The following is a 26,584-nucleotide window of genomic DNA, read 5'->3' as shown; positions in this document are numbered from 1 at the left end:
GCCTGTTTGAAATGGTTTACTCGGTGAAATTTTACTCTTGCTTTTCATTCGGTTAGTTATTTATACCTGTACTTTACACCCATGCGCTTCAAAAATAAAGTAAATTTTACCTAAAAATTGGATGGTATTGTGTCAGTTGTTTGAATACTTTGTCAAAGATATGTGACAGAAAGTAAAAAACGCAAAAACATAGCGCTGCACATGAACCGCAGCGCTATGTTTCTTTTTTAGGCTTTTTTCTGTAAAGCTGGTCTAGTGACTTGCACTTCGTAGTACGTAATTTTGTTTTTTAATAGTCCTTCAGGTTTCGCTTTCCCATGAGCGTGCGCATCACCAAATGCCTGAGATTTTGTCCAGTTCACAAAGTCTTCTTTTCGATTCCAGCGGGTATGAATGGTCACTTCATCGTAATCGGTTGTCTGCTGTGTGACCCATACTTCCATGCCTAAAAATCCTTCCATGAATTCTACTTGTCCCTGCTTGTTAAAACGCTTGACGAGGTGGTCAGCACTGCCTTTTTCTACTCTTACCTGGTTGTTGACAATGATCATTTTCTGTTCATCTCCCTTTTGTTGTTGGATTGAAGCGATTGGGATAATGAGCGGATGCTCACCGTCTAAGTGAACCTCAGCCTGAATCCCAAAGACCTCTTTGAAAAAGCTTTCTGTTAATACTTCGTTTGGTGTCCCTATTTGATAAACCTGACCACCCTTCATCGCAATGAGGCGGTCACAATATTTTGCTGCCTGCTGCAGGTCGTGAAGAACCATTAAAATGGTGATTCCATGCGTCTTATTCAGCTGTTTGAGCAGCTCTAGTAAATCAAGCTGATGTGCAATATCTAGGTAAGTCGTCGGCTCATCCAGAATCAAGGTCTCTGTCTTCTGAGCGAGCGCCATCGCAATATACGCCTTTTGTCTTTCTCCGCCTGACAATGTATGCAGCATTCTGTTTTCATTGATGCGGCTATTGGTCACATCAAGCGCCCACTCAATCGCTTCTTGATCTGTCTTCGAGCTCTTTTTCCAGATCGAACGATGCGGACTGCGTCCAAGTGCGACCAGCTCCCGCACGGTCATAGAAGGGATGGCTGTTCTCGTCTGCATGAGAACGGCGATTTCCTTTGCAATCTCCTGAGCTGTCATCTCTTTTTGCGGTATATCGTGAATGTATATCATGCCGCTTTCGATCGATGTAAGACGTGCGGCTGCTTTAATAAAAGTCGACTTCCCTGATCCATTTGGTCCAATAATTCCTGTCACACTTCCTTTAGGAACAGCTGCTGAAATAGACGACATCCGAAAGCCTCCTTGACTGAGACTCACGTCATCCATAGCTATCACTTCCAACTTAACCCCTCCCTTTCTTTTTTAATAAATAGAGGAAGAAAGGTGCACCGATGCAGGCAAGCAGGATACCGACAGGCAGTTCAACCGGTGTAAACCATACCCGTGCCGCTGTATCTGCAAAAACCACAAGTACGCCTCCGCCCAGCATTGAGATCGGCAGCAGGTACCGGTAGTCATCTCCAATTAAAAGACGGATAAAATGAGGAACGACCAGGCCGACAAATCCAATTAAGCCGCTCACACTTACAGCTGCACCAGCTAAAAGCGCCGCCAGCGCAATTAAGAAAAACCGGGTGCGCTCTACTCTAAGGCCGAGTAACTGCGCCGATTCATCACCAAGCAAAAGAAGGTTTGCCGGCTTGATGGCAAAAAAACAAAGGCACAACCCAGCGAGTGCATATGGCGACACGAAGCTTAGATGATGCCAGCTCCGTCCATTTAATCCTCCGGATAAAAAAGGCAGAACAGCCTGCACACGCTCACTATAAAGCACCATAAACCCATTCATAACCGCCCCAAGGAGGGCATTGACTGCCACTCCCGCCAAAATCAATTTCAGCGGTGAAACACCTTGATCAAATGAGAGCATATACACCACGAGTGCCGCTAATAAAGCGCCAAGGAAAGCAGCAGCTGGCAGCAAATACGTGAATTGCGGAAACACAATCATGCTGAGCACAGCAGCCAATCCGCCGCCAGCAGTCACACCGATGATGCCAGGGTCAGCGAGTGGATTTCGGACGACTCCTTGTAAAATCGCCCCTGATGCTGCGAGACAGGCTCCGACAATAAAACCGATCAAAACACGCGGCAGACGTAAATCCATCACAATTTTCTCATGGACAGGCTGGCCTGATCCCGTCAAAGCGGCGAGTAGGTCTTGCAGCGATAATTGAACGGAACCTAATGCAAGCCCTAAGCATGCGCCTACAACTAACGAGATGAATAGTCCGGGTATCAGCCATTTTCGTCTCGACTGTCTTTTTTGAAAATCTAACTCTGCATTCATTTTCATGATGACAATCGCTTCAATCTTTTCTCTAGCTCATCAATCGCTCTCATCACTTCCGCGCCTGGGTTCGTCCCAAATAGATCACTAGGCAGAATCTCGACGTGTCCATTTTTCACAGCTGACACATCGTGCCAAGCGGCATTCTGTTTCATTTCACTCATAAAGCCCGCTTTCACATCTTCAGGATTGCTGTGAGTCATAAGCAGAATAAGATCAGGATCGGCTTCGATGACCTTTTCTGCATTGATTTGAGCGTATTGAGGGAATTTCTCGAGTGCCGGTTCATTTTCAGCGATGTTCGTCCCTCCTGCGATGTGCAGTAAATCTCCGCTTAAGGATTGAGGAAGTGCCGCCATATATGTGCCAGGTGCCCCGTATACAACGAGTGTCTTCACTTTTTTCTGAGGCTGCTTGACCTGCTTTTTCCTCTGATCGATTTGCTCATTGAGGGCTTTGGCCTTTTGCTGCTTTCCGAGCAAATCCCCGAATAACGTTATTTGACGCTGAATATCCTTCACTGAATTGGCACTTGTCAAAAGAAGCTGTGAACCAATTCCTTCTATTGTAGAGATGTCCTTGCTGTTTAATTGTTCATTCCCAAGCACAACATCGGGCTTTAAGCTTGTGATGAGCTCTACATCAAATTGATGCGTTGTGCCAATTGTTTGGACGGACTTTGCCTGTTGTAAGCTGTCTGGTAATTCGGCGGCCGGACGGCCAACTACCTCACCGCCTAATGCATACAGGATGCTCATGTCTCCAGTCGATAATGCGACGATACGCTGAGGGGATTCTTCAAATGACAGCGTTCTGCCAGTAAAATCCTTTATCTTCAGCGCACCTTGCCCGCTTCCTTTCTCTACAGGTGCTGCCTGACTGCATCCGCCGAGGAGAAGCATCAAGACGAGTCCAGCTAAGATCACATGTGAAAATTTCAACCGTCTGTCTCTCCTTTTCTAGTAAACTTTCTTTAGCTTTGCCTGTACGACGAGACGCCCATTTTTAGGTGCAAGCACATGATCACAGGTCGATAGAGTGAGGATGAGGTCATCTGTGGACACGTCTGTCTTCGTTTGATAGATTGATTTTTTCCGCACAGCTTGCAAGTAGTGCGCATATTCGCCAAGATCTTGAAAATCGGTTTGAATATAATCGAAATCCACCGTTGTTTCATACACGGCAAAAATCTCCGCCTCATAGCTTTGATACAGCGTATCGTACTGAAATGTCCGGTGCTCATGGAAAAAATCCCTTTTTAAATAGTTTGTGAGTCCAGCGAACATGGATCCGTCTCTCATCCGATGCCCGTACACCACAGTATTCGGGCTCTCGTGCAAGACGTCATTGCGATAATCCATAAAGATACTGCCTGCCCGGGTGTCGTTTTTTAAGTAATTACGGGTTAAGTAGAATGCATTATCACGAGATTGAACGATTGGGTACTGAATCATCGTGTCTTTCATATTGATCCAGCCGACAATGTCGTTGTTCACCTTCCGCAGCTCATCAAATGACGTACGGGTGGTTCCCGGTTCCCGGCTTTCAGTCATTCCTTGCTCTTGACCATACATCGTCTGAGCCTTTGCAAGCACCTGACGATTTTGATAATAGCCGAACAGTTCTAAGCCAATGGCTGTACCGCTATAAATGAATACTCCTAAACAGACGATCGTCAGCATACGCTGCCAGACCCGTTTTCCTCTTTTCACACTGTCTCACCTGCTTTTATATGCCAACAGGCACGATGTACATTCCTGTTTCTGCATCCTGTCTAATCGTGACGGACACATCATAAATGTGCCGCACATTCTCTTCTGTTAACACATCGTTTGGCTGTCCTTCACTGATAATTCGTCCATCCTTCATCGCAATGATGACGTCACTGTAGCGGACAGCCTGATTCATGTCGTGCAGCACCATGACAATCGTGAGTCCATGCACGTCATTGAGCTCACGGATCAGCTCAAGAATGTCAAATTGATAGTAGATATCCAAATAGGTTGTCGGTTCATCTAAGAAAAGGATCGGTGTTTTTTGCGCAAGTGCCATCGCAATCCATACACGCTGACGCTCACCACCTGACAGTGAGGCGAGCGGCACCTTTCGTTTTTCCGTTAGTTTTGTACTGGACAGTGCCCACTCTATCGCTCTCTCATCCTCTTCCTTGTCACCCCCGCGTATCGTCTGGTACGGCGTTCTACCGAATGCCACGACCCGTTCGATCGTTAAATCAAGCGGCGCTTCATTTTGCTGATGGACGACAGCCAGCTTTTTTGCCAGCTCCTTTGGCTTAAATGCATTCAGCGCTTGTCCGTCTAAGTGAATTTGCCCTTTGTTTGGACAATGATTATTCGCCATCAAGGAAAGCAGTGTGGATTTCCCCGAGCCATTTGGACCGATAATGGTTGTGATTTTCCCCTTTTCAATCTGTGTTGTGACCGATTGAACGATGTCCTTCTGCTGGTCATATGAGAATGACACCTCACGAATGTCCATGGAGACGGTCCCCCCTTCTTAATAAAAAGATCAGAAACGGCCCGCCAATCACGGCCATGATCGTAGAAGCAGGAATCTCATTTGGCGCGACAAGCGTCCTGCCGAGCGTATCAGCCGTCAAAATCAGCAAAGCCCCGCTTAACGCAGAAAATGGAATGAGTACCCGATGATCCGAGCCAACAAGCCTTCTTGAAATGTGCGGAATGAGCAAACCGACAAAGGCAATCACGCCCGCTACCGCAGCTGTCACCGCCGCGAGTAATACCGCTGTGATGGAAATCAAAAGGCGCATTCTGGTCACACGCAACCCTAAATTTTTCGCTGTCTTGTCCTGAAGAGCCAAGAGGTTACACCATCTGCTGAAGAAAAGTGCTACGACAAGACCGGCGACGCCATAGACTCCGATTAAACGGACATCTCCCCACGTTTTCATCGTGAGATTTGACTGTCCTGACTGATTGATCGTGATATTGAAATAGCTGCAAATGGTCACAAATGCTTCAGCCATTCCAGTAAACATGGCATTGATGGCGATCCCAACCAAAATCATACGGATTGGGCTTAAACCGCCCTTCCAAGACAGAACGTACACGAGGAAACATGCAATGGCTCCGCCAAACACCGAAAATAAAGGAGAGTAGAAATAAAATTGAGGAAGCGCTGTAATCGCCATTAAAGAAAAGAAGCTGGCTCCTGATGAAATTCCAATGACGCCGGCATCAGCTAATGGATTTCTCATGACCGACTGCAGCAGTACACCGGAGACAGATAAGGCGGCCCCTGTAAACATTGCGATGAGCATGCGGGGAATTCTCAAATCTTTAATGATGTCTACCTGTGCATGTTGACCGGTGATGAGCCCTTCCAATAATTCAATCGGGGTGACATGAATACTCCCAGTAATGGCGGAATAAATAAACACGCACACCAGTAAGAGACTAACTATCAGAAATAAAATCCCTGTTTTTTTCATCTTGAACGTCCTTTTATCATTAAGATTCGCCGCTTATGACGGGTAGAGCATACGCGTTAGTTCATCTAATGCTTCTGCTGCCTTTAAATTGCCCGTTGTCCCGAATAAGCTTTCTTCGAGGTCATACACCCGGTCTTGCTTGACCGCATGAAAATGCTTCCAGATGTCATTTGTTTTAAATTCTTGATCAAACATGCGGACAACTTCATCTGGCATCCCATGTGCGGCCCGGAGTATGATATCTGGATTGGCTTTTTGTAAATACTCCGTATTAGATGCCAAATACTCCATTTTCTCACCTTTGACAATGTTCTTTCCGCCTGCGATACGTACAAGATCACCAATATATGAATTCTCTGTTGCCACCAAATAACTGCCCGGTACACCAAGCAAAATCAGAACGGACGGCTTGCGCTTTCCCTTCGTCTTCTCTTGTATGTCTTTCTTTTTTTGTTCAAAGTCAGACACGATGCGCTCGGCTTGTTTCTTTCTGTCATACTGAGCTCCGAGCTTCGTGATCGCCTTCTCCATGCTACCAAGGCTCTCGAGATTTAAGTATGTCGCAGGGACACCTGCTTGCTGAAAGGGTGTCTCTAAATCATATTGAAGGGTTGTGACAGACAGGACATCTGTCGGTTGAAGTGATTGGATGATTTCCATGTCCGGGCTCATTGGATTACCGACTTCCGGCAGTCCTTTATAACGAGCTGGCAAGGATTTTTGACTTGTTGGCACCCCGACAAGATCCACCTCTAAAGCATCCATAATCTCCACAGCAGCTACAGTCGTTGCCACAATGCGCGCACTTGATTCTGCGCTTTTTTTGCCTTTCGCTGAACTTTCGGCTGACTGTGAGCAGCCCGATAAGATCACGCACACACTAAGAGCAGCGATCAGGGTACATAACATTCGATGCTTCAAAAACAGAAGCCTCCTTTCGAAAAAAGAGAGTGGATGCGCCGAGAGAAATTGCGCATCTCACTTAAACTAATCCATCTACCTTGTTCTTGTTTGATACTTTCTTACGAGTACGAATAATGACCCGCCGAATAAAAGAATATACACCCAAAGAAGAGAGGTATCTCCTGTTTTCGGATTCAACTGTCCAGTCTCAGACTTGGTTTGGTCATCTGATGGAGTAAATGTCATCTGCTCTGCGCCTGTTTCCTCTGGCGCTAGATTTTCAAGCTGATTTGTTTGAGAATCGCGATCATTTGGATTTTTGACAAAGCCGATACTCTCATCGTTTCCGATTACCGTAGCAATGCCGCTTCCTTCACCAAGAGTGATTCCTTTTGTGTCATAGACAAGTTTGACATCGTACTGCTCATGATAATTCGCAGCCGGAATATCAATTTTTACGCGTGCTGCTTGAGCTGTGCTTAAACTTTTGGCTTCATATTGAATCACTCGTGTGTCTGCTTTTTGATCTGTTTTTGCGACAAGAGTCTCTTCATATTTCCCGCCTGTCCCTACTTGGAAGGATGTGATGGCTGAGCTGTTCTTCACTGTATATGAAACGAAATGGCGGCCATTTTTCACGACCAATGTCGCAGGGCTCACGACGTAATCGTTCATACGAGAAGGCTCATCCTTGTCTGCTTTCTTCATTGAGAAAGGCAGCTTGTATACACCATCTTTAAGCTTAGCCGTCTCTTGAGCAGCTCCGCCGTTATTTGTTTCTGGTGATGGTGTGTTTGGTTTTGGTGTTTCTGGTGCAGCCGGTGTTTCTTCCTCTACCTGCCCGTTCTTAAGTGGAGCGATACTCTTTGCATCGAATTGAAAACGAATATCGTAGGTTTGGTCATAGTTAGCAGCTGCTACCACGATGTGTACTTTTCCTTTGACCGCTTTTTTCAGATCAGCGACATCAAATGACACCACTCTTGTGTTCTTTGCTTTATCTGTGCTGACAGTCTTCACTTCTTGATAAGATCCGTTTTTCTCTGTTTTCAAGGAAGCGACAGACGTATGATCCTTCACCGTAAAGGAAATGGTTTGTTTTCCATTTTTGATGGTTAAGGATGCAGGATGTGAGAAGTATTGGTTCATCCGAGATGCCTCGTTCTCATCCCCTTTTAGTACACTGTAATTGATGCGGTACTCGCCATCTTTTAAGTGATTTTGCGCAGAATCATCTGGTTTTGATCCATTGTTATTGCCAGGTGTTGCCTGATGATCATCTGGTTTTGTCCCATTTTGATCATCCGGCTTTGTTTCATTATCGTCTGGCTTTGTGCCATTTTGGTCATCCGGTTTTGTTTCGTTATCGTCTGGCTTTGTGCCATTTTGGTCATCCGGTTTTGTTTCGTTATCGTCTGGCTTTGCAGGTGTAACGAGTGTTAGGCTGCTTTGATCGAATGCAAGCTGTACGTCATACGCTTCGTCATAAATAAAGCCGCCTAAATCCCAGTAAATTTTCACCCAGCCGTTTAATTTGGCTGATAAGTCGGCTACATCAAATTTGATCACACGTGTATTGGCTGTTTCATCCTCACTGACGGTTTCAGTGGTGACAAGAGCACCATTTTGTTCAACCTTGAAATCTGTAATCTCTTTGCTTTGCTTCAGCGTGACATAGGCTGTTGTCTTGCCATTTTCCACAATCAGCTTAGCTGGCTTTTCTGTATAGGTATCCATCATGGACGCCTCTGTGCTGCCATTCTTTAAAATGGTGAATCCGGCCGTGTATTCACCATCAACAAATGATGCCGCTTGAGCCGTTCCTTGAGGAATCTGAAACGCAGTCAATAAACTGAATAAAACGAGCAGAATAGCTGCCTTTAGATGAAAAAGACGTTTCAAATGGTGACACTTCCTTCCTTAATGCTTGATGATCCACTTTCTTGCTAAAAACCCGCCTGAGCATAGAGCAAGCACAAGGAGCCACCCTGTCTGGTTTGTATCACCAGTTTGAGGATTCTCTTCTTGTTTTGTCGTGGATGAATCAGATGTTTTAGTTGACTCTTTTGATGGCTGCTGATCTTCTGCTGCACCCGCTGATTTGTTTGTGCTCTTAGACGAAAGCGATTTCATGCTGCTCTCATCGAATTTCAGCTGAATGGTATAATCATGATCATAATCAGCAGATTTAACAGTGACATGAATTTTTGACTTGATTGGCTTAGACAAGCTCTGAGCTTGGAACTGAACAAGCCTTGTGTTGGCTTTTTTATTGGTTGAGAGAACCGTTGTATCGACATAGCTGCCATTTCCCGGCACTTTAAATTCCGTTACCCAGCTGCTATTTTTAATGGTCATTTGTACAGTCAGCTTCCCATTTTTTGCAATCACTTTTGCTGGCTTCAGCCAGTAATCATTTGCCATGGAGACCGCATTTCCTTCAGCCTTCAGCACAGTATAGTTGACGGAGTATGTACCATCCTTTAACGTGGCAGCCTGTGCGTTTGAAAAAGGCAGCATGAGTGCCAATAATAAAGCGGCCATGAAGACTGATAGCCTCATCATTTTTTTCATCAAGCGAATTTCCTCCCTTTCTATTGAACAGATGCTGCATCAAACTTGAGACGGATGTCGTAATTGCCTGTATATCCGATGACCGGTACAGTCACGCTCACTTTTGCTGGTACGACTTCTGTCAGGCTGTTCATGTTGAATTCAACCGTTCTCTTATTTGCAGCTGTATTTGTACTGATCACCTTCGCATCTTTGTAGACACCTTGATCAAGTGTTTTAAAGCTTGTGATCCAAGAGCTATTCGTTAACGTGACTTGTGCTTTTATTTTTCCATTCTTCACGACAAGCTTGGCTGGTTTTTCAAAATACGTATTCGCTGTTGAAGTCGAATCGCTATCTGCCTTCCATACCACATATTGTGCTGAATATTGACCATCTGCTAAGCCTGCTGCTGAGGCTGAGCTAACCGGAGCTAGAGCAAATAATAGAACAAAACTAAAGAACAATAATACGTGTGATGTTGAACGAATGACTTTCATGTGAACCCTCCTAAATGATATTGATAATTATTCTCAATAGATAATAAAAAAAATAACCTTCATAAGCGCTGGATCACACTTATAGATGATTATGATAATCATTATCAATTGAGTTGAAAAAATAAATCTTTGCTTCCTAAAAGCCAAAGATGTCTGTTTCTAAATGATGGTTTGAAACGTGTTTTAGGTAATCTGTCCCATTCATGATACCATGGCATAACCTCCATTCCATTACAGGGAAAAGAACCCTCTTCTCCTTGATATTATATGATGAATGAATTTATTGTCAACATCATTTTTCATACTATTGACTTAGATTTCTGGAAAATCGCACAAAAAAATTTCGATCAGACAGACTGATCGAAATCGTTTAGGAAGAGACTTGTTCCCCTTTTTTGCTGTTATTACGTTCTAAAGACCAAGCATACATTTCACGAATAATCGGCTCAATTTTCTTCCCTTGCGCTGTTAATTCGTATTCAATCCGTACTGGAATGTCAGGGTATACGTTTTTCTCAACGAGTCCTTCAGCCTCTAAATCCTTCAGCCTTTCTGATAATAATCGTCCGCTGATGTCCATTTCATTTTCAAGCTGACAGAAACGCTTAGGGCCTGTCAGAAGCTGATTGATGATGAGAATGACCCACTTCTTGCCTAGAATCTCCATGGCATCTGTGATTGGACAGCCATCTACTTGAGCCATACCTTACTCCCTCCCGCTTTTCTCTCTTTTTTTTCATTATAGCACAATTAATTACTTGAAATAAGTCACTAACTATTATATAGTTTAGTTACTTTAAGTAACAAGGTATTCATTTTTATAGATTTTCAAAAACATTTGAACATGCCGATGCATATATCATGAAGGAGCTGACCGAGCTTGAAGACAATTGAGGAGCTAAGATTGGGTGTAACAGAGTTACATGTGTCCAGCTTTGAGCGTTCTTTACCTTTTTATACAGACATTTTAGGATTTACAATAGTAGAACAGACGGATTCCACCATCACTCTTGGAAGCAATGCAAAGGAACCCATTCTTTTGTTAAAAGAGGATGCACAGCTCATGGAGAAGCCTGATCATGAGCCAGGACTTTATCATTTTGCTGTTTTATTACCTACCAGAAAAAACCTGGGCACATGGCTGGCACATGTGATCAAAAAAGGCTATCCTTTAATTGGAGCAAGCGATCACTTTTTCAGTGAAGCCATTTATTTAAGTGACCCTGACGGCATTGGCGTAGAAATATATGCTGATCGCCCTGAGGACGTTTGGGTAGGTGAGCATGGAGAACTGAAAGGTGGCGGAAATGCACCTCTTGATGGAGATGGTCTCCTGCAAGAAGCCGCTGATACAACTTGGGAAGGACTTCCCGCTGGTACAGTGATGGGACACTTACATTTCCATCTTAACCCAGAAGAAGCTGATTCCTTTTATGTCAATACGCTCGGTTTTCACATCAGAATGGCTCCACCAGCAAGCCTGTTTATCGCCGCTGGTGTGTACCACCATCACCTTGCCTTTAATGCATGGGGACGGGGACGAAAAGGAGCCATTGATCCACGTTTTTCAGGAATTAGAAGCTATACACTGGTATTCCCACAAGAAGCAGACAGACAGTCCGTCGTCGAGCGTATGACAAAAGCAGGCACTCAAGTGAAAACAACAGGGAAAAGTAACGAATTTGTTGATCCATTTGGCGTTCTCGTTCGTTTACAGATTGAAGAAACAGACAAAAAAGAAGGTGCAGAATATGGACAAACACACAGATCTTAAAACAGCCATTTTAAAAGATAAAATCAAACGAGTACAGCAAGAAGACGGGTATATATATATCACTGGACCCATTAAATTGCCAGTGAATTTAGACGGCAGAACCGTGATGTTCAACTGGTATTCATGGTTAAAAGACGATGGAAAAGAGCCATTGTCAGATGAAGCTTTAATTGAAAGCCTCTCGTCCCGCCAGCTTGCCGATCAACAGCAGTCAAGCGTTCTAGTGTATGGGGAGTTCGAGCACGCTGACGAAGCCCTTATCCGCATGCATTCCATTTGCCACACTGGTGATATTTTCGGAAGCAAGCGCTGCGACTGCGGGTTCCAATTGAAGCAGTCCATGCGGATGATTGAAGACAATGGTGCAGGTGCACTGTTCTATTTAGCCAATCATGAAGGCCGCGGTATTGGACTTTTCAGTAAAGCCATGGCTTATATTCTTCAAGAAAACGGCTACGATACAGTAGAAGCGAACGAAGCACTCGGCTTTGAAGATGACACGCGTCAATATGAAGAAGCCATCGCCGTTCTTCAAACACTTCGTACAAAGCCGGTCAGACTCATTACCAATAATCCGAAAAAGACAGATGCCATCAGCCATGCAGGTCTATCTCTTTCTGGACGCATTCCGCTTTGGGGTGATGTCTCGGAGTTTAACGAAAAATACTTGCAGACAAAAATCAACCGCTCAGGTCACATGAAGGCGGAGCAAGAGGTGCGTACGATTGCCACATCATGAGCGATATATGAATCTAGCCCTTGAAAATGCACGGGCAATGAAAGGTCAGACCTCTCCAAACCCGCTCGTCGGGGCTGTGATTGTGCGAGAGAATGAAATTGTTGGTGTCGGTGCTCACATGAAAGCCGGTGAACCGCATGCTGAAATTCATGCACTTAAAATGGCTGGAGACAAGGCAAAAGGAGCCACCATTTATGTGACCCTCGAGCCTTGTTCTCACCATGGCCGTACAGGTCCTTGTGCGGAGGCACTTGTGAAAGCAGGCGTCGAAACCGTTGTTGTGGCGGCTCTTGACCCGAACCCACTTGTCGCTGGCCGCGGCATCGCCATTTTACAAGATGCTGGCATCCAAGTGATTACAGGCGTACTTGAACAGGAATCCATTCTCATGAATGAAGTGTTTAATCATTTTATTACGAAAAAAACACCTTTCGTGACGCTCAAGGCAGGTATTACCTTAGACGGAAAAATTGCGTCTGCTACGTCTGACAGCAAATGGATTACATCTGAGACATCCCGTTATGATGCTCATCATATCCGCAGTATCAATGATGCGATTTTGGTCGGTGCTCAAACGGTTATTCATGACGACCCTTCACTAACTGCACGGATTCCAAATGGGAATCATCCGATTCGAATTGTTTTAGACTCTAAGCTCTCAACACCGCTGACAGCAAAGATCGTCACTGATCAGACGGCACCTACATGGATCTTTACAACAAAGCAAGCCGATGAGGAAAAACGAGCCGCTTTAGAAGCAGCCGGCGTCAGCGTCTTTGTAACAGATAGCGAGACGCGGGTGCCCCTGCAAGAAGTACTTCAAATGCTGGGAGAAAGAAATGTCTCCTCCCTCATGATTGAAGGCGGCGGCCAGATCAATGCCTCATTTTTAGAACAGCAGCTTGTAGATAAATTGGTCATCTATATGGCACCTAAACTCATTGGCGGTCGGCTGTCCCCTTCCTTTTTTGGAGGCGAAGGCATACGCCTCATGAGTGATGCCATCGAATTGGATCAACTCTCAGTAGAACCACTAGGGAAAGATATCAAAATAACGGGCTATCCTGTTTATCAATAAACAAGCTTGTAGACCCCATCTACAGGCTTTTTTTCAAATATGTTTTGAGGTGAATGTGATGTCGATAAAAGGAATCAATCATTTGTTATTTTCTGTTTCTGATTTAGAAACCTCTATTGATTTTTACACAAACGTATTTGACGCCACTTTATTAGTAAAAGGAAAAAAGACAGCTTACTTTGATTTGAACGGGCTATGGCTTGCCCTGAATGTGGAAAAAGACATTCCTCGTCAAGACATTCAGCACTCTTACACGCACATCGCTTTTTCAATTGATGAAGAGGATGTAGATCACATGTACAACAAGCTAAAACATTTGAACGTCAACATCTTGCCAGGCCGTCCGAGAGATGAAAAAGATCATCAGTCGATCTACTTTACGGACCCTGATGGACATAAATTTGAGTTTCATACCGGGACCATGAAAGATCGAATCGATTATTACAAGCAAGAAAAAGCTCATATGGAATTTTTTGATGAATGATAAAAAAACAGAACTTCCATCTTCATGAAAGTTCTGTTTCGCCTTTGAACCACCCAAATGTCGATTCACCAATCATCACCGTGAAACTTGTCGTAAAATGTTTCATGTGAAACATTTATCGTTCATTCCCTTCTACTAGCCTCCCAAAGCTTTCGGGTGAAAGTCCCGGTGACACGCGAACACGGTGCAAGGACATCATGCCCTGTTCCTTCTTCGCATGTCCTGGTTCAGTGGTGACAGCCATTTGATAACCGGCTTGCTTCGCCAGCTTTAGCGTGTCTTCGTTATAGCGCCCAACAGGATAACTGACCATTCTCGTATGCTGAGAAAATCGTTGATCAAAGAATGCCTTTGATCCTTTTAATTCCTCTTTCTGCTGCTCCTTTGATAAACGATTGAGCTCTAAATGATGAATTGTATGACTCTCAATCGAAAGCCCATTTGCTATCATTTCATCCATCTGTTCATCCGTTAAGTGGTTCGGGCGGCCAATGGATTGCGCAATCATGAAAATCGTTGCCTTCATTCTATACTGCTTTAAAATCGGGAATGCCTTTGTATAGTTATCGGTATATCCATCATCGAATGTAATGAGGACACACTTTTCACTTGGCTTCGTATTTGTTGTGAAGACGCGGTACGCTTCTTCTGGCGACAGCGTGACATAGCCGTTGCCCTTCAGCCATTTCATATGAGCCGCAAACTCGCTCTTTGGTACACGCAGCGAGCTGCCGCTGGAGATGCTGTGATACATCAAAATCGGAAGCTCTACCGGCTCCTTTTGCTCAATCCAGCTTTGTGTATCAATCTCTGCTGCTTTTGTCTGCTGAATCTCTTCTGTTTCTTTTGCTAGTAATGGACCCTTTTCCTCTTTGACTACTTGCTGGTTTCCTATCGTTTGCTCCTTCGTTCCCATACAGCCCGAAATGAGCAGCACCAAAAGACCAACCGCAATCAACATACATGTTTTTTTCATTCACCAATCCTGCTTTCTCTCTATCTACCGAATGATTATAACAGAAATTGGTTAATAGCTGATATCTATTTTGACAGGGCGTTCATTTTTTTACACATTTCGATCATTTCGATGGCGAGCAGATGAATGGTCTCTGTTGTGAGCATTTGATCTTCTGCGTGTATCAGCAGTAAAGAAAAGGGAAGCTGCTCACCTGCCGCCTCTTTTTGGATCAGCGACAAGTGCAGGTTGTGGATGCTTCGAAACGCTTCCTCCCCTTTTTCAATCAACTGCTGTGCTTTTTCAAAATCATCTGCTCTTGCTAGACGAATCGCTTCGACATAATGACTTCTTGCCTCGCCTGCATGAGCAATGATTTGAAAGGCTGCTCCCTGCATTTCCTCTAATACCGTCATCTGCTTCTCCTCCAATTACTTAAGATTCATTTGCTAGTTTCAGAGCATGCTCTAGTATTTTTTCCCCGTTCGCTGTTCCGTATAATCTCACATTGATGACATCGACAGGTATTTGATAAGGTGCCGCTGTTTTTTCTGCTGCCTTTTTCATAAAGCTTACTTGCGGTCCAAGTAAAATCACCTGCACATCTTCTCCATGCTCTTCTAATTCATCCGCAATGGCCCCTTCAGGTATGGCGTAGATATCATAATCCAGCTCTTTAGCTTCTGCAGCAGCCTTCATTTTGGACACTACAATGGACGTCGACATTCCTGCGGCACAAGCGAGAATGATTCGTTTCATATTCCATCACTCCTATCGATAGATGACTTCTGTTTCAACCTTCAGTTCCCTTGTTTTGATTAATGTCTGGTACCAATACGCTGATGATTTCAACTGGCGATTCCGTTCATTTTCCAGCTGGATTTCGACTAATCCGTAGCGGTTTTTAAAGGCATTCATCGGTGAGACATTATCCGTAAAAGCCCACAGCATATAGCCCGTGCAATTTGATCCTTCTGCTTTCGCTTGAAGTGCCCGCTTCAAATGCTGGCTGATAAATGAAATGCGATACTGATCATCAATGATACCGTCTTCATTTTTAAACCGTTCTTCCTTTTCTACACCCATCCCGTTTTCGGCTACAAACCACTCGATATTTCCGTATTCTTCTTTTATTCTCATCCCCATATCATAGACAATGTTTGGGTAGATTTCCCAGCCTCTGAATGGATTCATTTTTCTCCCTGGCAGCTCAAACATATCGTAATAATAAGACGGATGAAATGGCGTCCCTTCGTTCCACGCCTTACTCGGTGCCTTGACACGATGCGGATAGTATAAGTTGAGCCCGACGACATCGACCGTATGATTCTTGATGACCTGAAGCTCTTCCTCTGTCGAATCAAAAAGAATATCATGCTTTTTCAACACATCGAGCAATTCCTCTGGATACTCCCCTTTGATGGAGGGATCTAAGAACATTCGATTGAAAAACAAATCATACATCCGTGCCGCTTCTTGATCATGCGGGGCAGAGGATCTTGCATACGTCACTTCTGGATTGAGAATCACCCCGATTTTTGCACCTGTCGATTCCTTCAATCCCATCTCCCGAAACAGCTTCACCACTTTTGCTGTTGCCAGCGCTTTATGATAGTTCCACTGCATCCATTTTTTCGTATTTTGCTCAAAGGGATAACGGATGGCATCTAGATAAACACGTGTTTGGACAACAATTGGTTCATTAAAGCTAAACCAATGTTTGACCCTGTCCCCGTAGCGCTCAAACACTTTTTCCGCATAGAGAACAAACAGCTCGACGACATGCTTTGATGACCATCCGCCATACTTCTCAAGCAAAACGGCAGGAAGCTCATAATGCTCTAAGCAAAACATTGGCTCTACACCTGCTGCAATTAATCCATTGATCAAGTCATCAATGTAACGGGCATAGGTCTCATCCACAATCCCCTTCTCGTAATCTATGAGAAACCTCGACCAATTGATCGATGTCCTATAATGTGTCAGTCCAATCTCTCTCATTAAGGCCACATCTTCAGGATAGCGCTCGTAAAAGTTCGTCGCACCAGCCGGACCATATCCTTCGTGCCACACGTGATATCCTTCCTTATACCATGAATCAATGTACGAATCCTGATGCACCTGCTTTCCCTTCCATCCCTCTGTTTGCCAAGCAGAAGCCGCTGCACCTAGGATAAAATCACTTGGAATCTCGATTCTGTTCATGTCGCCACCTTCCCTTTCCTCGATTGAACGTGAAGTCCTTCCCAAATTCCTTGCAAATACATAGCCCCAAGCGCTCGATCATATAAACCGTAGCCAGGTCTGCCTGTCTCGCCAAAAATCATACGCCCATGATCCGGACGGACATAACCAGCAAATCCCTCTTCATACAAAGCCTTCATAATTGCCCCCATATCGAGACTACCTGCTGATGAAAGGTGTGCTGACTCTTCAAAATCACCGTTTTCATGCACGAGAACATTGCGCAAATGAGCAAAGTGGATACGTCCTTTTTTCGCATATTTACGCGCAAGTGACGGTATATCGTTCTGCGCATGACAGCCGAGTGAACCAGAGCAAAAGGTAAGACCGTGTTGAGAGCGTCCATCGATTTGAAGAATACGATCCAACTGCTTTTCATTACTGACAATACGAGGCAGTCCGAATATATCCCAAGGAGGGTCATCTGGATGGAGTGCCATGTTGATCTTTTCTTCCGCTGCCACCGGAATGATATGTTGTAGAAAATAAGACAGGTTCTCGAATAGCCTTTCTGCCCCAAGCTTCCTGTAATCAGTCATCAATTGTTTCATTTCCTCCTGTGTATAAGAGATATCCCATCCTGGCAGCGAAAATGGATCTGTCTCTATATCCATGTGTTCTAGTTGATGCTGAAAATAGGCAAGGGTCGTGGATTGATCAGCTAATGGAAGGTCTAGCTGCGTTCGTGTCCAATCGAGGACAGGCATGAAGTTATAACAAATGACCTTCACACCGTGCTTCGCTAATCGTCGGATATTTTCTTGATAATGCTTGATATAGACGTCTCTGCTCGGCTTTCCAAGTTTAATATCTTCATGGACAGGAAGACTTTCCACGACCTCAAAGGAAAGTTCATGTCTCTCAATCTGTGCTTTTACATGAGCAATCCTTTCCTCAGGCCACAGGTCACCAGCTGGGACATCATAGACGGCACTCACAATGCCTTTCATGCCTGGAATTTGACGTATATGTGCGAGTGAAACAGGATCGTCCTCTCCGTACCACCTAAATTGCATGTTCATTCATGCCCCTCCTTTTATTCTGAATCTGGTGCCGCTTCTGGTTTGCGGTTAGACAAGAGAACAAATGGCAAATAGATGAAGACTGCTACTACAATACAGATGAGCTGTGTAATGACAGCTCCCATGCTGCCAGCGGTTGACAGCCATGCATTCACAATCGGCGGTGTCGTCCACGGCACCATCACGACTGCTTTTCCAGCAAACCCTGTAGCTGTCGCAATGTAACCAATCGTCCCTGTCACAAGCGGTGTGACGATAAATGGGATTGCCATCACAGGGTTTAACATAACGGGTAATCCAAAAATAACGGGTTCATTGATGTTGAAGAGGCCCGGCCCAGATGAGAGCTTGGCAATGCTTCGCATCTCTTCCCTTCTTCCAGCAATAAAAATCGCAATCAAAAGCCCAATGGTCACACCTGAACCACCAATACTCATATACACATCCCAAAATGGCATCGTGATGATATTCGGAATCTCTTTTCCCTCTTGAAATGCTGTCATATTCACTGCAATCGACCCTAATAAGAGCGGCTCCCGGATCGGTTTGATCATCTGGTTGCCATGGATGCCGATCACCCAGAAAAATTGCGCCACAAACATCAACGTTAAAATCCCCGGCAGACCCTGTACAACACTTTCTAGCGGGCGCTGCACCACGTTATACACTGCTTCATGCAAATAAATGCCTGTCAAACGGTGAAATGCAAAGCCGAATGAACTAATGATCGTAATCGTAATGATCGAAGGAAAAAGTGACGAAAAAGATGTCGCAACATTCGATGGAACAGAATCTGGCATCTTGATTTGAAGCCATTTCACCTCGGTCAGCTTACAAAAGATTTCCACAGATATGATCGCAATGATCATCCCTAAAAATAAGCTTTTTGGATCAGAAAATTGCCTTGCCAGTACATCTACAACCTCACGCATCGATCCATCAACTTCAAGAAGAAGTGTCGTTGGAATAACAGATATAAATGAAATCAATGCCATCAGCCCTGGGAACAGGGACTTGTGCCCGTTGATTTTCCCAAGCTCTATCCCGATGAGGAACACAGCCCCAATCGTTAAAAAGTTCAGCGTGGCATAATTGATTGCCTTCATAATTGGCTGAAGCTCCGCTAAAAATCTGAATATCTCAAAATGAGCAAGCCCTGTTTCCGGGCTCATGATCATATTTGCCACCAATACAGCAAAAGCGCCTGTAATGATGATTGGCATCAATGTGACAAATGCCTGTTTAATCGCCATAATATACTTCTGATTCGTGATGCGATAAGCCACATTCCCCATGACGTCTGCCGCTTTCTCCTTGAAGCTCATGATCCGTCTCCCCCTTTGCAAAAACTCGTGATCATCCTCCTTTTTGATGTTATTTTAAAAGCGCTTTCATTAACATCTAATCTTTTTCCTCACAGATGCGGAAATGGGTGTCCCGTTTTTTCATTCGGATGCTCCAATACTTGAAGCGCCGCCGTCAGTTCCTCAAATGAAGCGGCCTTGATGAGTTGTTCCACCACTTCCTTCCGCTCTGTCAGCCGCACAAGAAATTGATAAAGCGACTGTAATTCTTTTTGATACGTCTTCTGGATACTCAACAAACAAACGACTTGTACTCGATCTTCACCCCACAGCACCGGTTTTTTCAACGTGCAGATCGCACAAAACGTGTCATCTGTTGCCGGCTTCATCGGATGAGGAATCGCGACCAAATGACCGAACGATGTCGGGGACACTTGCTCTCTTTCCAGCAATAATTGTTCAAACTCGTCCGGGATGCGATGTTGTTCCTTTAGCACGTTCACAAAAAATTGAAGAACCTCTTCTCTTGATTGAAGGTCTTGCTGATAAAATGCCAGCGCCGGACTGACATACCGCAAAACCCCTGTATCCTGTGGATCCTGCACAAAACGTTTCAGCCGTACAATATCATCGTCACTTAAAATCGTATGTACATCAATCACTGGCACCGGCAATGTGTTCTGAAGCGGAATGGTACTAATAATAAAATCAATGCTTCTCAAATCATACGAAGGAAGATCCCCAACACTTGCAGTTCCAGCGATCTCCAGCCTTCCGCTAAAAGCCGCCGTCAGCTTATGAAGAAGGAGCTGACTGCTGGCGACACCCGTTGCACACACAATAAGACATCTCTTTCTCACATGCTGTGATTTTGTCCGCTCGATTGCAGCACCGATATGGAGCGCCAAATACCCAATCTCATCCTCATGGATCTCGACCCCCTCTTTTTCCTTCAGCCATCTCCCCATATAGACACCCGCTTCAAATGCAATGGGATAATGCCTTTTAATGTCCGGTAAATAGGGGTTACGAATGTTCATATCGTACTTAAAACGATGAATAGCGGAACGCAAATGAAGACTTAATCCAACGATCAACTCCTTATCAAATTGAATATCAAGTGACATGTGCTCCTCTACATAAGCAAGTAATTGGTGAGTGAAGCGAAAGTGATCTTCGTCTAGAAGGTGAAATAGCGTATGGCCGTCATCTCCATATGCCATCATCTTGGCTCCCATCAAGTGAATCGCAATGTACGCCATTTCAGATAACGGAAAATCAATAGCTAATACATGCCGAATATCTTCTGCCATTTGTTGAGCCACTTGAAAAACAGGCTGCACTTGAATGTCTTTCAATTCCGCTTCTGGCATCATGACTAGTTTTTTCTCTTCAATTCGTTTGCATGCAATGGCGATGTGGGTGACTAAATTACTTAAACCGATCTCTGACAGATGAAGTCCGCTTGCTTTTGTACGTGAACGCACAATGTCCTGAACCAATTGATACGTTTCTTCAGGTAACAGCGCAGAGTTCGCATGCTCTTGCTGAAACACATGCTCAGCCATACAATATCTTAATTTCATTTCATCCCCTGTCAGCCGCAATCCATATTTAGGGCGATGTGCTACAGAAAGTCCATGTAATGAAAACAAATGTCTGACCGCTTTCAAATCATTCTTCACTGTCGATTCACTCACAAATAGTTCCTCTGCCAACCCATCTAATTTGATATAGTCTTCAGACAGAAGCAGCCTTTTCAATAGATACGCCACACGGTCTTTAGGCTGATTGGGAATGACCTGTTCCTTTTTTTCGTTTCTTTCTCTCAGCGACTTTTTCAAAAATGTACGAAATGCCCCATAATCCTCGACGGTCAATGTATACCCTGCCCCGCGTTTGATATGTAGTGCGGCTCCATGTTCATCTATTATAGATTTAAGCGCTTTCATATCTGTTCGGATGGTTCGTGATGTGACGCCAATCATGCGGGCAATTTCTTCACTTGTCAGTTCCTGCTCCGCTTGCATCAAGCGTTTCAGGAGCTCCTCCTGACGTAAAGATAGCATGGGCTCTCCTCCCTTGGCATTTACTTTTGCCTATCATCATAAACGAAAATAGAACTCTTTGCCCAGTTTTTCTTACAAATCGGGAACCTCAATATGGCTCAATCGTACGATGATGAAACAAGAGGAGGGATGCATCATGGGTTCTTTTATGTTTGTTGTTATGATCATATTGGCTTCTTTAGGAGCAATCATTGCCCACCTGTTCACATCAAAGGATAAACGTACATCTGCTAAGCGTTCTTCACATCACAGTTCAACGACAAGTACCTATACTGATTCATATACTCATCACGCTTCTGATGCCTCCTGCGGGGGAGATTCAGGCGATAGCGGTGGTGGATGTGACTAAACAAAAAAACAGCCGCTCGCTTATGAGACGGCTGTTTTATATTTTATTTTAAAGAGCTTTCCAGCCCCGTTCAATCAAATGTTTAACATCCTTTGCAAAATCCTCGCCCTTTTCCATCACGTCCTGGGCTCTTCCGGCAAAATTACTGGCAACAGCCAGCTCCATTTTTTTTAATTCAAAGTGCAAGATTTTTTGATCAAGCTCGGTTATATATTTTTCATACTCATTGTTCACGATGTCGTGCATTACATGGTAGGCGTCTTTTCGGTGGCGATGAAAGTCGGTTCCTCTCTCACCTTTCCATGACGAATCTAGAGCAGGCTTCTTAATTTCCTTTATGTCAGACTGCGCAAGATCTTGTTCTGTTCGAATATTGCTTTTGGCTGTCTTTAACCGAGAGATCATTTCATCAAATTCTGCACGTCTGTTTTCAATTCCCATATGCAGATGGTGTAGCATCTCGGATAAACTCATGTCATCCACCTCTATCGGACCTCATACGAAAGCACAGCGTCAGAGCCTTGGAAGCTATCGACTCACTTGATTTTTCCAATCCTGACATTTCTATCGTTTCGCTTTCATTAAGTATAGTATAAGGTGAAAAGCCTCAGTCTTAAATAGGGAAAAGGTGTCCTTTTAGTGACGCGTTTGGAAGAAAAACGGAATAATACAAGGTCGTACATCCTGAATTTTATATGATTCCATTGAACTATATTTCTTATCATGCAAATGTAATCCATAAATAAAAGCGATTGTGCTGATTATTTTACAGCAATCGCTTCGTCCTGTTCTTTTAAGGTTTTCACATTCGAGCGCGTGTCCTGGACATTTTTAATTAAGGCTTCTTTAAAGTTTGAGACCATTTCGTTCACCTCTGCCTCACGTGCCGTCCATTTGGTCACAAATTCAAGGCTGTTTTCACCCGCTTTATCTGCTGCTTTTTTCATCATTAAAGCTTCGACTGCTTGGGAGACTTCATCTAGTTGATTCATAACTGTTTGGTAGTTTAACTTAATTTGTCCCATCGTGATATCCTCCAGATTTGTTCAGCATGAAAGCAGCTTTACAAGCTGCTCCATGCTTTTGAGATCAAGCGTTTGGCGTCCTCTACTGCGTCTTCTCCTTTTTCAGCAAGACGTGCGGCGTCTCCAGCTAAAGAACTGGCAAAAGATAACGCAGCCTGTTCAGCTTCTAATGTACTGATTTTGAATTCGATGTGGCTCACGTAGCGTGGGTATTTGTCGTTCACAATCGTTTGCAGCGCATCATGTGCTTCATTCCGCTCTGATTTGAAATCCTTGCTTCGCTCACCATTCCAAGAGGTCCCAAGCTTTGGCTGCTTGATTTGCTTCAGATCTGTTTCTGCCGCATCTTGTTCACGTTCGACCTTACTTTTCGCCTTCTTCAGTCGAGCGATTTTCTCTTCGATTTCTGCTTTTTTACTTGTAATGCCACCGTTTAGGGCAGACAGCATATCCGATAAGCTCATTATGGGTTCCTCCTCCTGACAAAAAATAAAAACGCTGCTTAGAGTTCCTCTAAACGAGCGTAAGGTGAATAGCACTTTTTCCATTATTGTTATTATAAGGTTCAAAGACTCACGTTTGAATAGGTATTTGTGCCCCTTTTATGGGATAAATATGCTTTCATTCTGCTTCTCATCACCCCTTAAGACCTCTTTTATAGGGGGTCTTAAATCCTGATTATTTGTTACATGTCACATATAGCCATAAAGACCTAGGACAAACAAAAGCCGCCCGGTTGAGGGGCGGCTTTTGTAAACGGCTTATGAAGCCGATTCTTCTGATTCTTGTGGATTCTTAACGTACCAGATGAATTTCCCTGTATATCCATAAATAATAGCAAGACCAATGGCAACAAAGCTCAACCACATAAATGGTAAATAAGAGAATGTGGATACGCCTAGAATTCCCGCCATATAAATCCCGTTATCTGACCAAGGGACCATACCAGACGTCATTGTTCCACCGACCTCAGCGTTTCTAGATAGAACGCGTCTGTCTATTTTCAATTTATCGTAGCTTTTTTCCATAATTTTCGGTGTAAGAATTAATGAAACGTACATTGCACATCCAAAAATATTTGCAAAGAATGCTACAACAAGTGTAGATAGGGTTACATTTCCTGCATTATATAATTTCTTCTCGAAAGTAGCGACAATCACTTTTAGAACGCCTAGATATTCAAGCACGCCACCAAACCCAAGCCCGAGAATAATGACCACTAAAGATCCAAGCATATTCACAATGCCACCACGATTTAACAGCGTATTTAAGAAATCTACATCTGAATTAATAGAGAAGCCATTGTATGCTGAACCAATCGCATCTGCCGGATTCATTCCTTGGAAAGCCATCGCCCAAATAGATCCTAAAAGAGCACCAATGGCAATAACAGGCATTGAAGGTTTCTTAAATACGAGCAGTAATACAACCACTACTGCTGGGATGACCATCCAAATGTTAATGGTAAATGTATCATGCAGGGCATTTTTCAAAAATTCTACCTTATTTTGATCAATGTTGCGTCCACCATACATAAAGCCTGTAACCGTAAACATAATGGCCGTAATGACAAAGGCTGGTATGGATAAAACCATCATCGCTCGAACATGTGCCAGCACGTCCACTTTTGAAAGAGAGGAAGCGAGCACTGTACTATCTGATAATGGGGATAATTTATCTCCAAAATAAGCACCAGATAAGACGGCACCTGCCACGATCGGAAGTGGAATACCTAGCCCTTCACCAATTGCGATCATCGCAATCCCTGCCGTTCCAACCGTCCCCCAAGAGGTTCCTGTTGCAATGGACATGAGTGCACAGATGACAAGTGTAGCTAATAAGAAGATATTAGGATGAATAAACTCTAGACCGTAGTAGATTAACGTAGGTACAACCCCACCTGCAATCCATGTACCAACAAGTGCACCTACTGCAATTAAGATTAAAATGGCTTCTAAACCATTCGATATCCCTTTTGTGATCGCATTTTGAAGATCCTTATAGGAGTGCCCCAATCGAATACCTAATGCGATAACCATAAACCATGAGATAAACAATGCTAGTTGAATATCCAATTTGAAATAAAGAGTAAAAGATAAAACAATTGCTAAAAACAAGCCAAGTACAGACACGACTTCTAACATAGACGGCAGACGTGGTGATTTCATTGTGTTTCCTCCCTTTGTGTACGCGTTAAGCGTTTTCAAAATATTGTGAAAAAAGTGTGTCAATTCGAAAGAAAGTGAATTGCCTGTTTTTCTCTATTTCACAGGCAATTCGACATATTAATAAAATAAAATTTTTGATATTATTATCGCTCTAGGAGCTCTGCACCCGCAATACCAGGCTTTGTCATCTCATATGGATTCAAAATAATATCAAGTTCTTCTTCTGTTAACACATCATTTTGCAAGCAAAGATCTCTGATCGATTGTCCTGTCAAAATGGCTTCCCTTGCGATTCTAGCCGCTGCTTCATAGCCTAAATGAGGATTCACGGCAGTGATCACGCCTGCGCTTTTTTCTACATATTCTTTCAAACGTTTTTCATTTGCTTCAATGTCCACTAAGCAATGATCTGTGAATGAACGGAATCCGTTATTCATTATACTAATAGATTGAAGTAAGTTAAAGACCAAAACAGGCTCCATCACATTTAACTCAAGCTGGCCTGCTTCAGAGGCAAGACAGATGGTGTGGTCATTCCCAATGACCTGGAATGCGATTTGGTTAATGAGCTCTGCCATGACTGGATTGACTTTCCCTGGCATAATGGATGAACCCGGCTGACGAGCTGGCAATGCAATTTCAGCAAGACCTGCACGCGGACCAGAAGCCATTAGGCGAAGGTCATTGGCAATCTTAGACATGTTCATCATGCATACTTTTAATGCGGCGGACACTTCTGTGTAAGCATCTGTATTTTGCGTAGCATCAACGAGATGCTCTGCGCCTACAAGCGGAAGACCAGAAATATCTGCTAGCTTCTTCACCACGATTTCAATATAACGAGGATCTGCGTTTAGGCCTGTCCCAACAGCTGTTGCACCCATATTCACTTCATATAAATGCTGCTTTGATTGGTTGATCCGTTTAATGTCACGGCTGAGCACGCGGCTGTATGCCTCAAATTCCTGTCCTAAACGAATTGGAACAGCATCCTGCAGGTGCGTACGTCCCATTTTGATCACATGATCAAATTCTTTCGCTTTCTTTTGGAATACGTCCTGCATCGTTTGCATTGTCTCAAGCAGAATGTCTAACTGCTTCAATACAGCAATGTGGATCGCTGTTGGAAACGAGTCATTCGTTGATTGTGACATGTTTACATGTGTGTTTGGGCTTAAATGGATGTATTCACCCTTTTGATGTCCCATGATTTCTAATGCTCTGTTTCCAATCACTTCATTGGCATTCATATTCATCGACGTTCCTGCGCCGCCTTGGATTGGGTCTACAATAAAGTACTCATGCAGCTTGCCTTCAATGACCTCATCAGAGGCTTGTACGATGGCATTGCCAATTCCTTCATATAAACGTCCAACTTCCATATTGGCTTGAGCTGCTGCTTTTTTCACGATGGCAAAGGCTCTGATCAGTTCCTCATGCATGCGATATCCTGTAATTGGAAAATTTTCTTTTGCACGAAGGGTTTGAACCCCATAATACACGTCTGCCGGAATTTCTTTTTCACCAAGAAAATCCTTCTCATAGCGATAAGTTGCTTGAACCATCTGATATGACCTGCTTTCTATA

Annotated in this window: 28 protein-coding genes; 5 read left to right on the top strand and 23 right to left on the bottom strand. The window is 43.9% G+C overall.

Going from position 1 to position 26,584, the window contains the following annotated elements; all coding sequences use genetic code 11:
* Positions 1 to 227: 227 nt before the first annotated feature.
* The 11 genes from isdG to ACSSTM_RS12770 form a co-directional block, all read right to left on the bottom strand.
* Positions 228 to 1,349 carry a heme oxygenase gene (gene isdG / locus ACSSTM_RS12820; RefSeq protein ID WP_034660443.1) on the bottom strand — a complete coding sequence of 374 codons (1,122 nt, stop codon included), beginning with the start codon at positions 1,347 to 1,349 and terminating at the stop codon, positions 228 to 230.
* A gap of 1 nt (position 1,350) precedes the next feature.
* Positions 1,351 to 2,364 carry a FecCD family ABC transporter permease gene (locus ACSSTM_RS12815; RefSeq protein ID WP_034660444.1) on the bottom strand — a complete coding sequence of 338 codons (1,014 nt, stop codon included), beginning with the start codon at positions 2,362 to 2,364 and terminating at the stop codon, positions 1,351 to 1,353.
* Entirely contained in the window at positions 2,361 to 3,299 is a 939-nt protein-coding gene (locus ACSSTM_RS12810; protein WP_034660445.1) for an ABC transporter substrate-binding protein, read from the bottom strand. Before ACSSTM_RS12810 ends, ACSSTM_RS12815 begins: the two co-directional genes overlap by 4 nt.
* Before the next feature lie 18 nt (positions 3,300 to 3,317).
* Entirely contained in the window at positions 3,318 to 4,070 is a 753-nt protein-coding gene (gene srtB, locus ACSSTM_RS12805) for a class B sortase (protein WP_437404198.1), read from the bottom strand.
* 16 nt (positions 4,071 to 4,086) lie between these two features.
* Positions 4,087 to 4,857, bottom strand: coding sequence for an ABC transporter ATP-binding protein (locus tag ACSSTM_RS12800; protein WP_437404197.1), 771 nt, complete (start codon positions 4,855 to 4,857; stop codon positions 4,087 to 4,089).
* On the bottom strand, positions 4,844 to 5,830 hold the full coding sequence (locus ACSSTM_RS12795; RefSeq protein WP_034660449.1) for a FecCD family ABC transporter permease: 987 nt from the start codon (positions 5,828 to 5,830) through the stop codon (positions 4,844 to 4,846). Before ACSSTM_RS12795 ends, ACSSTM_RS12800 begins: the two co-directional genes overlap by 14 nt.
* A 33-nt stretch (positions 5,831 to 5,863) precedes the next feature.
* Entirely contained in the window at positions 5,864 to 6,751 is an 888-nt protein-coding gene (gene isdE / locus ACSSTM_RS12790; RefSeq protein WP_034660451.1) for a heme ABC transporter substrate-binding protein IsdE, read from the bottom strand.
* Positions 6,752 to 6,826: 75 nt separating this feature from the next.
* Entirely contained in the window at positions 6,827 to 8,635 is a 1,809-nt protein-coding gene (locus ACSSTM_RS12785; protein WP_034660452.1) for an NEAT domain-containing protein, read from the bottom strand.
* A gap of 18 nt (positions 8,636 to 8,653) precedes the next feature.
* Positions 8,654 to 9,307, bottom strand: coding sequence for a heme uptake protein IsdC (isdC, locus tag ACSSTM_RS12780; protein ID WP_437404196.1), 654 nt, complete (start codon positions 9,305 to 9,307; stop codon positions 8,654 to 8,656).
* 20 nt (positions 9,308 to 9,327) lie between these two features.
* Entirely contained in the window at positions 9,328 to 9,786 is a 459-nt protein-coding gene (locus ACSSTM_RS12775; protein WP_034660453.1) for an NEAT domain-containing protein, read from the bottom strand.
* A gap of 370 nt (positions 9,787 to 10,156) precedes the next feature.
* A complete protein-coding gene (locus ACSSTM_RS12770; RefSeq protein WP_106036390.1) occupies positions 10,157 to 10,489 on the bottom strand; it encodes a winged helix-turn-helix transcriptional regulator in 333 nt (110 codons plus the stop codon).
* Positions 10,490 to 10,666: 177 nt separating this feature from the next.
* On the opposite strand from ACSSTM_RS12770, the gene ACSSTM_RS12765 reads away from it, so the two are divergent.
* From ACSSTM_RS12765 to fosM, 4 genes are read left to right on the top strand one after another with little or no spacing between them, the layout of a single operon-like run.
* Positions 10,667 to 11,560: a VOC family protein gene (locus tag ACSSTM_RS12765; protein WP_437404195.1), complete on the top strand. Its 894-nt coding sequence runs from the start codon at positions 10,667 to 10,669 to the stop codon at positions 11,558 to 11,560.
* Entirely contained in the window at positions 11,538 to 12,299 is a 762-nt protein-coding gene (locus ACSSTM_RS12760; protein ID WP_106036388.1) for a GTP cyclohydrolase II, read from the top strand. The genes ACSSTM_RS12765 and ACSSTM_RS12760 overlap by 23 nt, the downstream gene beginning before the upstream one ends.
* Positions 12,286 to 13,377, top strand: a complete 1,092-nt coding sequence (gene ribD / locus ACSSTM_RS12755) for a bifunctional diaminohydroxyphosphoribosylaminopyrimidine deaminase/5-amino-6-(5-phosphoribosylamino)uracil reductase RibD (RefSeq protein ID WP_106036387.1) — start codon at positions 12,286 to 12,288, stop codon at positions 13,375 to 13,377. The genes ACSSTM_RS12760 and ribD overlap by 14 nt, the downstream gene beginning before the upstream one ends.
* A 58-nt stretch (positions 13,378 to 13,435) precedes the next feature.
* Complete coding sequence (gene fosM / locus ACSSTM_RS12750; protein WP_034660458.1) at positions 13,436 to 13,861, top strand: FosM family fosfomycin resistance protein; 426 nt, start codon at positions 13,436 to 13,438, stop codon at positions 13,859 to 13,861.
* A 115-nt stretch (positions 13,862 to 13,976) separates the two neighbouring features.
* Here the strand turns inward: fosM and ACSSTM_RS12745 are convergent, their stop codons facing one another.
* From ACSSTM_RS12745 to ACSSTM_RS12715, 7 genes are all read right to left on the bottom strand, one after another.
* Positions 13,977 to 14,837, bottom strand: coding sequence for a polysaccharide deacetylase family protein (locus tag ACSSTM_RS12745; protein WP_437404194.1), 861 nt, complete (start codon positions 14,835 to 14,837; stop codon positions 13,977 to 13,979).
* 65 nt (positions 14,838 to 14,902) lie between these two features.
* A complete protein-coding gene (locus ACSSTM_RS12740) occupies positions 14,903 to 15,232 on the bottom strand; it encodes a PTS lactose/cellobiose transporter subunit IIA (protein WP_034660460.1) in 330 nt (109 codons plus the stop codon).
* Between the two features lie 19 nt (positions 15,233 to 15,251).
* Positions 15,252 to 15,575, bottom strand: a complete 324-nt coding sequence (locus ACSSTM_RS12735; RefSeq protein WP_034660461.1) for a PTS sugar transporter subunit IIB — start codon at positions 15,573 to 15,575, stop codon at positions 15,252 to 15,254.
* Positions 15,576 to 15,587: 12 nt separating this feature from the next.
* Positions 15,588 to 17,021 carry a glycoside hydrolase family 1 protein gene (locus ACSSTM_RS12730; RefSeq protein ID WP_034660462.1) on the bottom strand — a complete coding sequence of 478 codons (1,434 nt, stop codon included), beginning with the start codon at positions 17,019 to 17,021 and terminating at the stop codon, positions 15,588 to 15,590.
* A complete protein-coding gene (locus ACSSTM_RS12725) occupies positions 17,018 to 18,082 on the bottom strand; it encodes a mannonate dehydratase (RefSeq protein ID WP_187704243.1) in 1,065 nt (354 codons plus the stop codon). Before ACSSTM_RS12725 ends, ACSSTM_RS12730 begins: the two co-directional genes overlap by 4 nt.
* Positions 18,083 to 18,096: 14 nt before the next feature.
* Complete coding sequence (locus tag ACSSTM_RS12720) at positions 18,097 to 19,407, bottom strand: PTS sugar transporter subunit IIC (RefSeq protein ID WP_034660464.1); 1,311 nt, start codon at positions 19,405 to 19,407, stop codon at positions 18,097 to 18,099.
* 89 nt (positions 19,408 to 19,496) lie between these two features.
* Positions 19,497 to 21,455: a BglG family transcription antiterminator gene (locus tag ACSSTM_RS12715; RefSeq protein WP_437404193.1), complete on the bottom strand. Its 1,959-nt coding sequence runs from the start codon at positions 21,453 to 21,455 to the stop codon at positions 19,497 to 19,499.
* A gap of 136 nt (positions 21,456 to 21,591) precedes the next feature.
* Here ACSSTM_RS12715 and ACSSTM_RS12710 point away from each other — a divergent pair, with 136 nt between their 5' ends.
* A complete protein-coding gene (locus ACSSTM_RS12710; RefSeq protein ID WP_223250412.1) occupies positions 21,592 to 21,804 on the top strand; it encodes a hypothetical protein in 213 nt (70 codons plus the stop codon).
* Positions 21,805 to 21,852: 48 nt separating this feature from the next.
* Here the strand turns inward: ACSSTM_RS12710 and ACSSTM_RS12705 are convergent, their stop codons facing one another.
* The 5 genes from ACSSTM_RS12705 to aspA form a co-directional block, all read right to left on the bottom strand.
* A complete protein-coding gene (locus ACSSTM_RS12705; RefSeq protein WP_034660466.1) occupies positions 21,853 to 22,278 on the bottom strand; it encodes a YwqH-like family protein in 426 nt (141 codons plus the stop codon).
* A gap of 287 nt (positions 22,279 to 22,565) precedes the next feature.
* Positions 22,566 to 22,829, bottom strand: coding sequence for a YwqI/YxiC family protein (locus ACSSTM_RS12700; RefSeq protein ID WP_106036383.1), 264 nt, complete (start codon positions 22,827 to 22,829; stop codon positions 22,566 to 22,568).
* A gap of 38 nt (positions 22,830 to 22,867) precedes the next feature.
* Positions 22,868 to 23,293: a YwqH-like family protein gene (locus tag ACSSTM_RS12695; protein WP_437404192.1), complete on the bottom strand. Its 426-nt coding sequence runs from the start codon at positions 23,291 to 23,293 to the stop codon at positions 22,868 to 22,870.
* 297 nt (positions 23,294 to 23,590) lie between these two features.
* Positions 23,591 to 24,997: a Na+/H+ antiporter NhaC gene (nhaC, locus tag ACSSTM_RS12690; protein WP_095285615.1), complete on the bottom strand. Its 1,407-nt coding sequence runs from the start codon at positions 24,995 to 24,997 to the stop codon at positions 23,591 to 23,593.
* Between the two features lie 143 nt (positions 24,998 to 25,140).
* Positions 25,141 to 26,562, bottom strand: a complete 1,422-nt coding sequence (gene aspA / locus ACSSTM_RS12685; protein ID WP_034660470.1) for an aspartate ammonia-lyase — start codon at positions 26,560 to 26,562, stop codon at positions 25,141 to 25,143.
* Between the last annotated feature and the right edge of the window lie 22 nt (positions 26,563 to 26,584).

Source organism: Bacillus sp. RK1064, assembly GCF_051488405.1.
Lineage (GTDB): Bacteria > Bacillota > Bacilli > Bacillales > Bacillaceae > Bacillus.
The sequence above is the reverse complement of the archived record's forward strand: the minus strand, read 5'-3'. Positions and strand labels throughout refer to the sequence as shown.

What these genes read in the sequence shown, in the direction of transcription:
- ACSSTM_RS12720 (WP_034660464.1), bottom strand. Translation starts at nt 19,407, where the DNA reads ATGAGCTTCAAGGAGAAAGCGGCAGACGTCATGGGGAATGTGGCTTAT.
- ACSSTM_RS12760 (WP_106036388.1), top strand. Translation starts at nt 11,538, where the DNA reads ATGGACAAACACACAGATCTTAAAACAGCCATTTTAAAAGATAAAATC.
- ACSSTM_RS12775 (WP_034660453.1), bottom strand. Translation starts at nt 9,786, where the DNA reads ATGAAAGTCATTCGTTCAACATCACACGTATTATTGTTCTTTAGTTTT.
- ACSSTM_RS12700 (WP_106036383.1), bottom strand. Translation starts at nt 22,829, where the DNA reads ATGGGACAAATTAAGTTAAACTACCAAACAGTTATGAATCAACTAGAT.
- ACSSTM_RS12695 (WP_437404192.1), bottom strand. Translation starts at nt 23,293, where the DNA reads ATGAGCTTATCGGATATGCTGTCTGCCCTAAACGGTGGCATTACAAGT.
- ACSSTM_RS12770 (WP_106036390.1), bottom strand. Translation starts at nt 10,489, where the DNA reads ATGGCTCAAGTAGATGGCTGTCCAATCACAGATGCCATGGAGATTCTA.
- ACSSTM_RS12725 (WP_187704243.1), bottom strand. Translation starts at nt 18,082, where the DNA reads ATGAACATGCAATTTAGGTGGTACGGAGAGGACGATCCTGTTTCACTC.
- ACSSTM_RS12705 (WP_034660466.1), bottom strand. Translation starts at nt 22,278, where the DNA reads ATGAGTTTATCCGAGATGCTACACCATCTGCATATGGGAATTGAAAAC.
- isdC (WP_437404196.1), bottom strand. Translation starts at nt 9,307, where the DNA reads ATGAAAAAAATGATGAGGCTATCAGTCTTCATGGCCGCTTTATTATTG.
- ACSSTM_RS12815 (WP_034660444.1), bottom strand. Translation starts at nt 2,364, where the DNA reads ATGAAAATGAATGCAGAGTTAGATTTTCAAAAAAGACAGTCGAGACGA.
- ACSSTM_RS12735 (WP_034660461.1), bottom strand. Translation starts at nt 15,575, where the DNA reads ATGAAACGAATCATTCTCGCTTGTGCCGCAGGAATGTCGACGTCCATT.
- ACSSTM_RS12795 (WP_034660449.1), bottom strand. Translation starts at nt 5,830, where the DNA reads ATGAAAAAAACAGGGATTTTATTTCTGATAGTTAGTCTCTTACTGGTG.
- ACSSTM_RS12800 (WP_437404197.1), bottom strand. Translation starts at nt 4,857, where the DNA reads ATGGACATTCGTGAGGTGTCATTCTCATATGACCAGCAGAAGGACATC.
- ACSSTM_RS12710 (WP_223250412.1), top strand. Translation starts at nt 21,592, where the DNA reads ATGGGTTCTTTTATGTTTGTTGTTATGATCATATTGGCTTCTTTAGGA.
- nhaC (WP_095285615.1), bottom strand. Translation starts at nt 24,997, where the DNA reads ATGAAATCACCACGTCTGCCGTCTATGTTAGAAGTCGTGTCTGTACTT.
- fosM (WP_034660458.1), top strand. Translation starts at nt 13,436, where the DNA reads ATGTCGATAAAAGGAATCAATCATTTGTTATTTTCTGTTTCTGATTTA.
- ACSSTM_RS12730 (WP_034660462.1), bottom strand. Translation starts at nt 17,021, where the DNA reads ATGAACAGAATCGAGATTCCAAGTGATTTTATCCTAGGTGCAGCGGCT.
- aspA (WP_034660470.1), bottom strand. Translation starts at nt 26,562, where the DNA reads ATGGTTCAAGCAACTTATCGCTATGAGAAGGATTTTCTTGGTGAAAAA.
- ACSSTM_RS12740 (WP_034660460.1), bottom strand. Translation starts at nt 15,232, where the DNA reads ATGACGGTATTAGAGGAAATGCAGGGAGCAGCCTTTCAAATCATTGCT.
- ACSSTM_RS12715 (WP_437404193.1), bottom strand. Translation starts at nt 21,455, where the DNA reads ATGCTATCTTTACGTCAGGAGGAGCTCCTGAAACGCTTGATGCAAGCG.
- ACSSTM_RS12745 (WP_437404194.1), bottom strand. Translation starts at nt 14,837, where the DNA reads ATGAAAAAAACATGTATGTTGATTGCGGTTGGTCTTTTGGTGCTGCTC.